The 12,261-nt window shown below is 71.5% G+C and carries 11 protein-coding genes; 4 read left to right on the top strand and 7 right to left on the bottom strand.

All coding sequences use genetic code 11. The features are described from left to right. Positions 1-9 precede the first annotated feature (9 nt). The gene (locus OHN74_RS21315) at positions 10-858 is read right to left on the bottom strand and encodes an ABC transporter permease (protein ID WP_327696158.1); all 849 of its coding nucleotides are present in this window, start codon (positions 856-858) and stop codon (positions 10-12) included. Continuing rightward, positions 855-1,907: an ATP-binding cassette domain-containing protein gene (locus OHN74_RS21310; RefSeq protein WP_327696157.1), complete on the bottom strand. Its 1,053-nt coding sequence runs from the start codon at positions 1,905-1,907 to the stop codon at positions 855-857. Before OHN74_RS21310 ends, OHN74_RS21315 begins: the two co-directional genes overlap by 4 nt. A gap of 162 nt (positions 1,908-2,069) precedes the next feature. Between OHN74_RS21310 and OHN74_RS21305 the strand changes: the two genes are divergently transcribed. Then, complete coding sequence (locus OHN74_RS21305) at positions 2,070-3,050, top strand: NAD(P)H-quinone oxidoreductase (protein ID WP_327696156.1); 981 nt, start codon at positions 2,070-2,072, stop codon at positions 3,048-3,050. Between the two features lie 23 nt (positions 3,051-3,073). On the opposite strand, the gene OHN74_RS21300 is transcribed toward OHN74_RS21305, so the two are convergent. Further along, positions 3,074-3,481: a hypothetical protein gene (locus tag OHN74_RS21300; protein WP_327696155.1), complete on the bottom strand. Its 408-nt coding sequence runs from the start codon at positions 3,479-3,481 to the stop codon at positions 3,074-3,076. A 161-nt stretch (positions 3,482-3,642) separates the two neighbouring features. On the opposite strand from OHN74_RS21300, the gene OHN74_RS21295 reads away from it, so the two are divergent. Further along, entirely contained in the window at positions 3,643-4,185 is a 543-nt protein-coding gene (locus OHN74_RS21295; protein WP_327696154.1) for a bacterial proteasome activator family protein, read from the top strand. Between the two features lie 83 nt (positions 4,186-4,268). Here the strand turns inward: OHN74_RS21295 and OHN74_RS21290 are convergent, their stop codons facing one another. Next, positions 4,269-5,978 (bottom strand): Stk1 family PASTA domain-containing Ser/Thr kinase, encoded by a 1,710-nt coding sequence (locus OHN74_RS21290; protein WP_327696152.1) that lies wholly within the window; start codon positions 5,976-5,978, stop codon positions 4,269-4,271. Between the two features lie 351 nt (positions 5,979-6,329). On the opposite strand from OHN74_RS21290, the gene OHN74_RS21285 reads away from it, so the two are divergent. After that, complete coding sequence (locus OHN74_RS21285; RefSeq protein WP_443060423.1) at positions 6,330-7,898, top strand: protein kinase domain-containing protein; 1,569 nt, start codon at positions 6,330-6,332, stop codon at positions 7,896-7,898. Between the two features lie 140 nt (positions 7,899-8,038). Here OHN74_RS21285 and OHN74_RS21280 read toward each other — a convergent pair whose 3' ends face one another. The 3 genes from OHN74_RS21280 to OHN74_RS21270 form a co-directional block, all read right to left on the bottom strand. Further along, positions 8,039-9,388 (bottom strand): phosphotransferase, encoded by a 1,350-nt coding sequence (locus tag OHN74_RS21280; protein WP_327696151.1) that lies wholly within the window; start codon positions 9,386-9,388, stop codon positions 8,039-8,041. A 76-nt stretch (positions 9,389-9,464) separates the two neighbouring features. Next, positions 9,465-9,860, bottom strand: a complete 396-nt coding sequence (locus OHN74_RS21275; protein ID WP_327696150.1) for a pyridoxamine 5'-phosphate oxidase family protein — start codon at positions 9,858-9,860, stop codon at positions 9,465-9,467. Positions 9,861-9,943: 83 nt separating this feature from the next. Further along, positions 9,944-10,630 (bottom strand): response regulator transcription factor, encoded by a 687-nt coding sequence (locus tag OHN74_RS21270; protein ID WP_327696149.1) that lies wholly within the window; start codon positions 10,628-10,630, stop codon positions 9,944-9,946. Positions 10,631-10,951: 321 nt separating this feature from the next. On the opposite strand from OHN74_RS21270, the gene pdhA reads away from it, so the two are divergent. Beyond that, on the top strand, positions 10,952-12,220 hold the full coding sequence (pdhA, locus tag OHN74_RS21265) for a pyruvate dehydrogenase (acetyl-transferring) E1 component subunit alpha (RefSeq protein ID WP_327696148.1): 1,269 nt from the start codon (positions 10,952-10,954) through the stop codon (positions 12,218-12,220). Positions 12,221-12,261 lie beyond the last annotated feature (41 nt).

The raw sequence follows: 12,261 nt of genomic DNA, 5'->3' as shown, positions 1-12,261 counted from the left end.
CTCGGCCGGCTACTTGCGGTTGTAGAGCCGCATCGTCACCGGGCCGAAGACCAGTACCAGCAGGCCGGCCCACCCCAGCGACCAGGCGATCTCTGCGGTCGGCCACTCGCCGGCCATCAACTCGCGTACCGCCGACGACACATGGGTGATCGGGCTGTTGTTGACGAAGGCCTGGAGCCAGCCGGGCATGGTGCTCGGGTCGACGAAGACGTTCGACAGGAAGGTCAGCGGGAAGATCACCATCATGCTGACGCCCATCACCGACTTCTCCGTGCGCAGCAGCAGCCCGAACATCGTCCAGATCCACGAGAAGGCGAAGGAGAAGACCAGGAGGAGGGCGATGCCGGCCGCCACGCCCACCACTCCGCCGTCCGGCCGGTAGCCCAGGATGATGCCGACCGTCAGCATCACCACGGACGCCATGGTGTAGCGCAGCGCGTCGCCGAGGAGATAGCCGACCATCACCGCCGGCCGCCAGATCGGCAGCGTACGGAAACGGTCGAAGACGCCCTTCTCGATGTCCGTGTTGACCGAGACGCCCGTGTACATCGTGATCATCACGACCGACATCACCAGGATGCCCGGCAGCAGGAACTGGATGTACTCGCGCGGGGAGCCGGCCAGCGCTCCCCCGAACAGGTACGTGTACATCAGCACCATCATGATCGGGAACGCGGTGACGTCGAAGAGCTGCTCGGGGACGTGTTTGATCTTGAGGATCGCGCGCCAGCCGAAGGTGAGGGACGCCGAGAGCGCGCTGGGGCGCGGCGGCCGGTCCTTGGTGATGAGCAGCGCGGCGAGCGACTCGGCGCTGACGGGGGCGAGTTCCTTCTCGGTGCTGGTGGTCGCGGTGCTCATGCCGCCGCCTCGCCTTCGGTGGAGTCGGCCGCGGAGCCGGCCGGGGTGTCCGTCTGTGTGTCGTGTCCGGTGAGGGCGAGGAACACCTCGTCCAGGCTGGGCTGTCCCAGGGAGAAGTTGTCGACGGTGATGCCGCGGCGGGCCAGTTCGGCGAGCGCGCGGGCCGCCTGTTCGGCCGCGTTGTCGCCGGTCGACGACCCGACGCGGGCCGTCAGCGCCACCGGATCGGGCTCGCGCTGCACGGTCGCGTCGAGGGCCAGCCGCAGCACCTCCTCCGCCTCCGGCCGCTGGGCCGGATCACGCAGCCGCAGATGGACGGACCCGGCGCCGACAGACGCCTTCAGCTCGCCCTTCGTGCCCTCCGCGATCACCTTGCCCCTGTCGATGACGGCGATCCGGGACGCCAGCTGGTCGGCCTCGTCCAGGTACTGCGTGGTCAGCAGCACGGTCGTGCCCTGGGCGACCACCGCGCGCACGATGTCCCACACCTGGTTGCGGCTGCGCGGGTCGAGACCGGTCGTCGGCTCGTCGAGGAAGAGCAGGTCGGGTGTGTTGAGGATGGACGCGGCGATGTCGATACGACGCCGCATACCGCCCGAGTAGTGCTTGACCTGCTTGCCCGCCGCCTCGCCGAGCCCGAAGGCCTCCAGAAGCTCGGCGGCTCGCTCGCGGGCGGTCCGCTTGTGGTGGCCGAGAAGTCGGCCGAGCAGCACCAGGTTCTCGGTACCGGTGAGGTCCTCGTCCACGGACGCGTACTGGCCGGTGAGGCTCACCCTGCCGCGTACCGTGTCGGCCTCGCGCACCACGTCGTGGCCGAAGACGTGCGCCTCGCCGCCGTCCGGCCTGAGCAGGGTGGCCAGCGTCTTCACGGTGGTCGTCTTGCCGGCGCCGTTCGGCCCGAGGACTCCGTAGACCGTGCCGGTGGGCACGGCGAGGTCGACGCCGTCGACGGCCCGGGTCTCGCCGAACGTCTTCACCAGCCCCGCGGTCTCGATCGCGAGGTCGGGCGCCTCGGCCGCCCTGCCCGCCCTGGCTGCCTGTGGGCTCATGTTCGGGTCCTTCCGGAGTCCTTGCGCGTACGGGGTTACGCGAGGGGAGACCGCCGGCCGGACGGAAACTCATCGCTCGCGCGGCCGCACGTCTGTCCACGGTCTCTCCGCCGGACCCGGACCGCACCTCGTTTTCGCCGCGACGGGGGGTAGCGTCCCCTCATGCATGCGATCACGATTCCCGAACCCGGAGGGCCCGAGGCGCTGGTGTGGGCCGAGGTCCCCGATCCCGTGCCCGGCGAGGGCGAGGTGCTGGTCGAGGTGGTGGCCGGCGCCGTCAACCGTGCCGACATCCTGCAACGACAGGGCTTCTACAACCCGCCGCCCGGCGCCTCCCCGTACCCCGGCCTCGAGTGTTCCGGCCGGATCGCCGAGCTCGGGCCGGGAGTGTCCGGCTGGTCCGTCGGCGACGAGGTGTGCGCACTGCTCGCGGGCGGCGGTTACGCCCAGAAGGTCGCCGTTCCGGTCGGACAACTGCTGCCCGTGCCCGAGGGCATCGACCTGAAGCGGGCCGCGGCGCTGCCCGAGGTGGTCTGCACGGTCTGGTCGAACGTCTTCATGATCTCCCACCTCCGCCCCGGCGAGACCCTCCTCGTGCACGGCGGCTCCAGCGGCATCGGCACCATGGCCATCCAGCTGGCCAAGGCTGTCGGCGCCAGGGTCGCCGTGACGGCCGGGACGAAGGAGAAGCTCGACCGGTGCGCCGAGCTGGGCGCCGACATCCTCGTCAACTACCGCGAGCAGGACTTCGTCGAGGAGCTGAAGCAGGCCACCGACGGCGTCGGCGCCGACGTCATCCTCGACAACATGGGCGCCAAGTACCTGGACCGCAACGTCCGCGCTCTCGCCGTCAACGGACGGCTCGCGATCATCGGCATGCAGGGCGGCGTCAAGGCCGAACTGAACATCGGCGCGCTCCTCACCAAGCGGGCCGCGATCAGCGCGACCTCGCTGCGTGCCCGCCCGCTCGCCGAGAAGGCGGCGATCGTGGCCGCCGTACGCGAGCATGTGTGGCCGCTGCTCGCCGCCGGTCGGGTCCGGCCGGTCGTCGACCGCGAGTTCCCGATGGGTGACGTGGCGGCGGCCCACCGGGTCGTGGAGGAGAGCGGGCACGTGGGGAAGGTGCTGCTGGTGGTTCCGTAGCGGGACCGGGAAGTCCTAGCCGGTCACGTCCTCCGTACGCGCAGCCGCAGTGCCAGGAGGGCGAGGCCGAGGCCGCTGCCGATCAGGACCAGGCCGCTGCCGAGCGGCAGTATCCGCAGCACGGGCCCGGGGACCGTGCCGGGCCGGGCGCCGGTGTCCCGCGGCCCGTCCGGCACGGAGGTGGGCACGGGGGCGGCCGCTGCCTCCTCGTGCGCCGCCTCGTCGGGCGGCGCGGACTCCGGCCGCCCGGGACGCTCCCGCCCCTCACCCGCGGGGCTTCCGGCCCGGGAGGCGTCGGGGGCGGGCCGGGCGACGTACGCGATGTCGTCGTCGTACGGCGGTGTCGTGCCGTGCGGGGAAGCGGCGAGCGTGGGGGCCGCCAGGGCCAGCAGGATGCCGCAGGTACGCAGGGTGCGGAGCCATGGAGTCATGTCGGCGGCCTCCTCCCGCTGCGAAGTCGCCGGCGGCAGTCACCCGTCACCGGGGTTCGACGGGACCAGCCTCACACGCGCCCGTCCGTCCGGCATCCCGGACGGGGAGCCGGGCCGGACCCACCGGCCGCAGCCGCTACCTGGTGCGAGAGAATGACGGTATGGAGATGCCGAGGAACGAAAGGTCGCCGGAGAACCCCCAGATCCTGGTCGTTGGCCAGGACGGGATGGCTCTCGGCGGCGGCGGTGACGACGACTCCCGAGAGATTCCGGTGACGGACATGGTGGAGCAGCCCGCCAAGGTCATGAGGATCGGCAGCATGATCAAGCAGCTGCTGGAGGAGGTGCGCGCGGCTCCTCTCGACGAGGCGAGCCGGGTCCGGCTCAAGCGGATCCACGCCAGCTCGGTGAAGGAGCTCGAGGACGGTCTCGCGCCGGAGCTGGTCGACGAGCTGGAGCGCCTGTCCCTGCCGTTCACGGACGAGGCGATTCCCAGCGACGCCGAACTGCGGATCGCGCAGGCCCAGTTGGTGGGCTGGCTGGAGGGCCTCTTCCACGGGATCCAGACCGCACTGTTCGCCCAGCAGATGGCCGCGCGGGCCCAGCTGGAGCAGATGCGCCGCGCGCTGCCGCCGGGTGTCGGCGGCCACGAGGGAGATGACGACCCGCGTACGGGCGGCCGTACGGGCGGGCCGTACCTCTAGTCCGGTCCGCCCCAGATCTCATGGAGTGGGGCCCGGTGGCCGACCGACCGGCTGCCGGGCCCCGCTCCATGAACAACCGTCGCTCAGGACGGCGGGTAGCCCGTCGAGACGTTCAGCTCGATCACCGGCATGTCCTCCGGATCGACGTCCGCGCCCGCGGAGGGGAACTGGTCCGTGACCTGGTCCTTGCCGAACGTGTTCTCGGCGACCCGCGTGACCTTCATCCGCCAGCCGGCGTCCTGGAAGCAGAGCTTGACCGAGGCCAGGTTCTTGTAGCGGAAGTCGGGCAGTTGGATCTTGTCCGGGTCGGTGTAGGACTCCCGCGCCTCCGAGCACTCCGCCGCGTCGATCGTCTTGCTCGCGTCCGGACCCTTGTACCCCGGTCCGGATCCCGACCCCGACCCCGCTGTCTGCGAGGCCGAGGCACTCGGGGTGCCGCCGGTGCCGGTCCCGCCGCCGTTGTCGGTGTCGTCCCCGCCCAGGTTCAGGGCCAGGAGCAGCCCGCCGACGGCGGCGAGGGCGACGACGATGGAACCCACGATCACCGGGGTGTTGCTCTTCCGTCCGCCTCCGGAGGGGGCCGACGGCGGTGGGGTCGAGGGCGAAGTCGAGAGCGAGTACCCGGCCGGGGGCGTGTGCTGTGCGTACGGGCCGGGCGTCCGGTACCCGGCCTGCTGCGGATAGCCGTACGCCGGGGCCGGTGTCTGCGGGGGCGTGTGCGGAGGTGCGTACGCCGGGGGCGGCGTGGTGCCGTACGGATTCGCGTGCTGGGGGTGCGGTGTCGGCTGGTACGGGGTCTGTACGGAGCCGTGCGGGGCCGGGGTCGCCTGGTCGACCGGCGGGAACACCGCGGAGGCGACGCCCGTGCCGCTCTGCGCCGGGGTGCCCGGGACGATGTTCGGGGCGGCCGGGTGGAGGGAGGCGGCCACGCGCAGGCACTCGTCGCGCATGGCGACGGCGCTCGGGAAACGCTCGTTCGGGTTCTTCTTCAGCGCGCGGGCGACGAGCGCGTCCACCGCCGGGGGCAGCGCGCTGTTGACCGAGGAGGGAGCGACCGGCTCCTCCTGGACATGCGCGTACGCGATCGCAAGCGGTGAGTCGGCGTTGAACGGCAGCCGTCCGGTGACCAGCTGGAACAGCATGATGCCGACGGAGTAGAGGTCGGAGCGGGCGTCCACGGCCCGGCCCAGCGCCTGCTCCGGGGAGAGGTACTGCGGGGTTCCGACGACCATGCCGGTCTGCGTCATCGATGTGACGCCCGACTGCATGGCGCGGGCGATGCCGAAGTCCATGACCTTGACGACACCGCGCTTGGTCGTCATCACGTTGCCCGGCTTGATGTCCCGGTGGACCAGGCCCATCTCGTGGCTGATCTCCAGCGCGGCCAGCACGTCCGCGGTGATCTTCAGCGCCTTGTCGGCGGGCATCGCCCCGAACTGCCGTACGTCCGCGTCGAGAACGGAGCCGAGCGGCTGGCCCTCGACGTACTCCATGACGATGTACGGGGTCATGGTCCCCGCCACATCGTCCTCGCCGGTGTCGAAGACCGAGACGATGTTCGTGTGCGTGAGCTTGGCCACGGCCTGGGCCTCGCGGCGGAAGCGCTCACGGAAGGCCTGCTCACGGCCCAGCTCGGTGTGCAGCGTCTTGATCGCGACCTGTCGGTCCAGGACCGAGTCGTACGCGAGGTGCACCGAGGCCATGCCGCCCTCGCCTAGCAGATCGCGCAGCTGGTAGCGCCCGCCGGCGAGCGCGTGCCCCGCGTACCGGCCGTGTGCGCCGTCCTGGCTCATGTGTCCGCGTCCCCCGTGTTTCGCCACGGCCGTACGTGATCGATCGGCCGATTCCGGGCCAAGTCTGCCGGAGGGCACTGACACGTCAAGCGCGGTGCCCGTTCCGTGACCGTACGGGAAGGAAGCGTCGCGGAAGCGTTACAGGGGCTGTACGGACGGAGTACGGGATTTGCACGCCGATACCCGCAACGGGTTTGATAACCGGTCCGCCCGGGACTCGTACCGGGGTTCCTTCCGGAGCTCTTCCGGGATCGCCTCCCGGATCGGAGGCTTGCGTGGAGGCTGTAGCGTGGCCGACGGAGACCGTAACAACACCGCGCGCACCGCGGGCAGAAACGACGGCGAGGACTGATGGCACAGCAGCGCGCTCAGGGCCCGTCCGACCCCGAGGCGGCTGGCGGCGGTATGTCAGACGCGCCTGAACTGTGGGGCAACGGCGGACTGGTAGGGGACGGCCGGTACCGGCTCACCCACAGACTCGGCCGGGGCGGGATGGCCGAGGTGTTCGCCGCCGAGGACGTGCGCCTCGGGCGGACCGTCGCGGTCAAACTGCTCCGCGCCGACCTCGCCGAGGACCCGATCTCGAAGGCCCGCTTCACGCGCGAGGCCCAGTCGGTGGCCGGGCTCAACCACCACTCGATCGTCGCCGTGTACGACTCCGGCGAGGACAACGTGGGCGGCCAGTCCGTCCCGTACATCGTGATGGAGATCGTCGAGGGGCGCACCATCCGCGACCTCCTCATCAACGCCGAGGCGCCCGGGCCCGAGCAGGCCCTGATCATCGTCTCCGGGGTGCTGGAAGCGCTTGCCTATTCGCATCAGCACGGCATCGTGCACCGCGACATCAAGCCCGCCAACGTGATCATCACCCACGGTGGCGCTGTGAAGGTCATGGACTTCGGCATCGCCCGCGCGCTGCACGGGGCGTCGACGACGATGACGCAGACCGGCATGGTCATGGGCACGCCCCAGTACCTCTCCCCGGAGCAGGCCCTCGGCAAGGCCGTCGACCACCGCTCCGACCTGTACGCCACCGGCTGTCTGCTGTACGAACTCCTCGCGCTGCGGCCCCCGTTCACCGGCGAGACGCCGCTGTCCGTGGTCTACCAGCACGTCCAGGACATTCCGGTGCCCCCGTCACAGGTCTCGGACGCGGCGCCGCCGGAGCTCGACGGGCTCGTCATGCGGTCCCTCGCCAAGGAGCCGGACGACCGCTTCCAGACCGCCGAGGAGATGCGCGGGCTGATCCAGTACGGCCTCCAGATGCTGTACGACCAGGGCAGCCACACCGGTACCTGGAACACCGGGCCCGTCGACATGCACGACGGTCGGCACACTCCCTCGGGGGGCTTCGCCGGCACCGCGGTGATGAACCACCCGGGCGACCAGTCCGGCACCACCCAGATCCCCCAGCAGATCCTGCCCGCCGGGTACGGCGGCAGGGACGACGGCGGCTTCGAGGGGCACGGCAACCGGGGCGGCGGCCGGGGCAAGCTGTGGATACTGGCGTTCTTCGCGGTGATCGCCATCGCGGCGGGCGTTGCCTTGGCCCTGCAGAACGGCAACGGCACGGACGGCAAGACCGGCACCAAGGAGTCGCCGACCACCTCGCAGTCCGAGACGGCCGACGACACCACGGCGAGCCCGACCGACGAGCCCTCCGAGGAGCCGTCGGACACCGCCACGGACGACGGCAGCGGCTCGGACGGAGGGTCCCAGTGGACGCCGTCGGCCACGCCGTCGTTCACGCCGTCCGCCACCCCCTCCACCACGCCGTCGACCACCCCGTCGGACCCGGCGACGAGCGCGGCGCCCTCGGTCACGGCGTCGCAGCCGTCGGACGCGGTGACTCCGTCGTCCGAGACGTCGGGCGACACCGGTGAGGAAGACGGCGGTACGGACGGCGGCACCACCCCCTGACCCGCCGACCGCCCCGCCGGGTGAACGGACCGGCGGCCGGTTGACGGAAAGCAGTCTCCACGCGCGCGTGCGGCCCGGAACGGGCTTCACGCGCGCGTTGCGTTCAGCCGGGGGTCGGCGGCGGCCGGCCCACGCGGGTGTCAGTCCACGAACGCCTCGCACACCGCGTCGTACTCGCGTGTCCACCACACGGCGAGCGCCGAGGCGGCCGGGAACTGGGAGTCGGCGCGGGTGTCCCCCCGCTCGTAGTGCCAGCGCAGCATCCAGAAGTCGTTGAGGCGCTCCCACCACACCCGGTGCACGGCGGCGGCCAGTTCGGAGGGCGTGGCCCCGGCCGTACGCCGGTACGCGCACGCGTACGCCCGTGCCTTGGGCAGGTCGAGCGTGCCGGTGGGCCGTACGAAGAAGATCGCGGCGGCACGTACGGCCTCCTCCGCGCGGGGCCGCACACCGAGCCGGTCCCAGTCGACGATCGCGGCCGGGGCGTCCCCCTTGTAGAGCAGGTTGAACGGGTGGAAGTCCCCGTGCACCCAGCCCACCGAGCCGCCCGGCGGGGGCCGCCGGTCCGCGTGCTGCTCCAGCAGTGCCCGCCGTTCCAGGAGCCGGTGGCGGGCCAGTTCGTCGAAGGCGTCGGTGGGGCGGTGGCGGCGTACGTGGGCCAGGAGGTCGTCGATGAGCGCGAAGGTGTCGGCGGGGTCGGCCGAGAGTGCCTGCGGCGGCTCGGCGGCGGTCCGGGGGTCGTGGGCGTCGTGGGGGTGGGCGTCGGGCGGGTGCGGGGGCTCGACGGTGCTGCGGGGGGCCGGGGTCTTCGCGGGGGCTCCGGCGGGGGCGTGGGCCCGGCTCCGGTCGGTGGACCGGCTCTGCCGGGTGGTGTCCCGACGCCGGGCGACCGGGCCCGGTCGGCCCGTTGCCTCCTCGGGGCCCGCGTGGCCCCGCCCGATGCCGTGCTCGGAGGGCCGCCCCTGACCGGCGGTCGCTTCCTGCGGCGCGGGCTCTCCGGCGACCTGCTCCTCAGGCCGGCCCCCGCCCCGCTCGCCCGGCGTCCGGCCGCGTGTCGGCATCACCCGTTCCAGGCTCGCGTGGACCACGCCCAGCAGCGCGCCCAGCCGGCCGCACTGGACGGTGCTGAGCTGGCCGCCGTGGCGGTGGCGGCCGTCGATCCAGGGGTGCAGGGCGTAGGCATGGCCGCCGACGACGGCGACCGTGCGTCCGTCGCGGCCTGGCAGGGGCGGGGCCACCGGGACGCCGAGATCCGCGAGGCGCTGGGTCGCCCGGTGCTGACGGGCGATCGCGGCGGGATCGGCGGTCTCGGGGTCGAAGTGGTGCTTCAGGAAGTAGTCGCCGCGCGTGGTGGCGAGCCGGTAGCCGCGGTTCAGCAGCCCTTGGTCGACGGGATCGCAGGTCAGCGCGGACCCGGCGGTGTACTGACGGAGGAGGGCGCCCAGCGGGGGCGCATGGGACGCAAGGGGTGGTACAGATGAGCGCGGCACGCGCCAGATGTTAGGGCACGAGCCGGGCGTGTGAGCGGGGCGCTTGTCACAGGCAGTCACAGGTGACCGCGGGCAGTCACGGGCAGTCGGTTTCGATCACGGAGTGCACTGTCGCGAACTGGGGTTCGACTCGGAGGTAGACGGGATCGAAGGGAACGCCGTCCACGGAGCGCGGTGCCGGGCCGAACCGGTCGAGTTCGGCGGCGGTCGGCTCGACGGCGGCGCACTCACCGACGACCTGCACGGACCACGACCCCCTCCGCGCGGAAGGAACATCCGCGCCGTAGGCGACGACACCGCCAGCGCACGCCCGGTGGTACCCGTGACCTCTGTGCAGGCGCAGCAGGACCCGGCCGTCCACGACGATGTGCCGGGCGGAGGCCAGGAAGGGCAACGCGCGCATGCTGGTCGCGACCCGGCCGTGCTCGACCCGGCCGAGAAGATCGGCGGCGCGCTGTTCGTCGGTCGGCATACACCCAGGTTGCGCGCCGGGAGGACGGGCGCACCAGGGGCGCTCGCCCCGAGAAGAGGGGTCTTAGGTCCCGATTCGGCGGGTCACCCCTCGGAAACCTGGCGCTGCCCCTGCTGCTCCGCCTGCATCCGTGCCACGTACGCCGCCGCCTGGGAGCGCCTCTGCATGCCCAGCTTGGACAGCAGCCCGGACACGTAGTTCTTGATCGTCTTCTCCGCCAGGTGCAGCCGTTCGCCGATCTCGCGGTTGGTGAGCCCCTCGCCGATCAGGTCGAGGATCCGGCGCTCCTGTTCGGTGAGGTTCGCGAGCCGCTCGTCGCCCTTCGCCGCGTTTCCGCCGTCCCGCAGCCGCTCCATGACGCGGGCGGTCGCGACCGGGTCGAGCAGGGACCTGCCCGCGGCGACGTCCCGGACGGCCGCCAGTAGTTCATGTCCGCGGATGGCCTTCAGGACGTACCCGGAGGCGCCCGCCATGATGGCGTCGAAGAGGGCCTCGTCGTCGGCGAACGAGGTCAGCATCAGGCACTTGACGCCCGCGTCCTGCGAGCGGATCTCGCGGCACACCTCGACACCGCTGCCGTCCGGGAGCCGTACGTCAAGGACGGCCACGTCCGGGCGGGTGGCCGGAATCCGTGCCAGCGCCTCCGCCGCCGTACCGGCCTCGCCGACCACCTCGATGTCGTCCTCGACCGAGAGCAGTTCGCGGACTCCCCGGCGGACGACTTCATGGTCGTCGAGGAGAAATACGGTGATTTTTCCGGTTTCAGGCACGCGGACAGTCTCACATACCGGCTCTTCCCGTGAGCTGGGTGAGCGGGATAACGTGCCGTTGTTCCGGCCCCCTGCAAGGCTGTGACCAGGGTCCCTTCCCGACTTGCTCAATTTACTTGGATTTCCAAGCAAAATGGCAGGTCAGGGGGGTTTCATAGAAATATGACGCACTGGGTAACGTGATCCTTGCGGGACGCTCGCCGGGGCGCCTGTCACGCCTGTTCCCGGCCGAGCGGCACCCACCCCGTGCACCGGTGTCGGGTACAGGTGACCGCACTGGTTACCCGGCAACCCCGGGGCCGGACCGACGGAGGAGTACACGTGACCGTGGAGAGCACTGCCGCGCGCAAACCGCGACGCAGCGCCGGAAGCAAGACCGGTACCACCCGCACCACCGCCCAGAGCGCCGACGCACCGGCCGTCGACGCCCCTGCCACGGCCGCGAAGCGCGTCACAGCCAAACGCGCAGCCACCAAGAAGCCGGCCGCGAAGCCGGCCGGGACGGGCGCCGATCCGGACCTCGTCCAGCTGCTGACGCCCGAGGGCAGGCGCATCAAGAACGCCGCCTACGACCCGTACGTCGCCGCCCTGACCTCCGACGAACTGCGCGGCCTGTACCGGGACATGGTGCTGACCCGCCGCTTCGACGCCGAGGCCACCTCCCTCCAGCGCCAGGGCGAGCTGGGCCTGTGGGCCTCGCTGCTCGGCCAGGAGGCCGCCCAGATCGGCTCCGGCCGCGCCACCCGCCCCGACGACTACGTCTTCCCGACCTACCGCGAGCACGGTGTCGCCTGGTGCCGGGACGTCGACCCGACCAACCTGCTCGGCATGTTCCGCGGGGTGAACAACGGCGGCTGGGACCCCAGCATCAACAACTTCCACCTCTACACGATCGTCATCGGCTCGCAGACCCTGCACGCCACCGGCTACGCGATGGGCGTGGCCAAGGACGGCGCCGACTCGGCGGTCATCGCGTACTTCGGGGACGGCGCCTCCAGCCAGGGCGACGTCGCCGAGTCCTTCACCTTCGCCTCGGTCTACAACGCGCCCGTGGTGTTCTTCTGCCAGAACAACCAGTGGGCCATCTCCGAGCCGACCGAGCGCCAGACCCGCGTCCCGCTCTACCAGCGCGCGCAGGGCTACGGCTTCCCCGGCGTACGGGTGGACGGCAACGACGTGCTGGCCGTCCTCGCGGTGACGAGGTGGGCCCTGGAGCGGGCCCGCCGGGGCGAGGGCCCCACGCTGGTCGAGGCGTTCACCTACCGCATGGGCGACCACACCACCTCCGACGACGCGAGCCGCTACCGCCACGACGACGAGCGGGTGGCCTGGGAGGCGAAGGACCCGATCGCGCGTCTGCGCACGTACCTGGAGGCCTCAAACCACGCGGATGAGGGATTCTTCGCGGAACTGGAGGCCGAGAGCGAGTCGTTGGGCAGGCGAGTACGCGAAGTGGTCCGTGCCATGCCGGACCCGGACCCCTTCGCGATGTTCGAGCACACCTACGCCGACGGGCACGCGCTCGTGGACGAGGAACGGGCCCAGTTCGCCGCCTACCAGGCGTCGTTCGCAGATGTGGAGGAGGCATGACCATGGCGGCGGAGACAGGGACTTCCAGGGCTGTGACTTCC

Source organism: Streptomyces sp. NBC_00459 (genome assembly GCF_036013955.1).
Taxonomy (GTDB): domain Bacteria; phylum Actinomycetota; class Actinomycetes; order Streptomycetales; family Streptomycetaceae; genus Streptomyces.
This window is presented reverse-complemented; position numbering and strand designations above follow the sequence as displayed.

Bases quoted from the DNA above. Each gene is read 5' to 3' on its own strand.
- OHN74_RS21315 (WP_327696158.1), bottom strand. From the start codon at position 858: ATGAGCACCGCGACCACCAGCACCGAGAAGGAACTCGCCCCCGTCAGC.
- OHN74_RS21310 (WP_327696157.1), bottom strand. From the start codon at position 1,907: ATGAGCCCACAGGCAGCCAGGGCGGGCAGGGCGGCCGAGGCGCCCGAC.
- OHN74_RS21305 (WP_327696156.1), top strand. From the start codon at position 2,070: ATGCATGCGATCACGATTCCCGAACCCGGAGGGCCCGAGGCGCTGGTG.
- OHN74_RS21300 (WP_327696155.1), bottom strand. From the start codon at position 3,481: ATGACTCCATGGCTCCGCACCCTGCGTACCTGCGGCATCCTGCTGGCC.
- OHN74_RS21295 (WP_327696154.1), top strand. From the start codon at position 3,643: ATGGAGATGCCGAGGAACGAAAGGTCGCCGGAGAACCCCCAGATCCTG.
- OHN74_RS21290 (WP_327696152.1), bottom strand. From the start codon at position 5,978: ATGAGCCAGGACGGCGCACACGGCCGGTACGCGGGGCACGCGCTCGCC.
- OHN74_RS21285 (WP_443060423.1), top strand. From the start codon at position 6,330: ATGGCACAGCAGCGCGCTCAGGGCCCGTCCGACCCCGAGGCGGCTGGC.
- OHN74_RS21275 (WP_327696150.1), bottom strand. From the start codon at position 9,860: ATGCCGACCGACGAACAGCGCGCCGCCGATCTTCTCGGCCGGGTCGAG.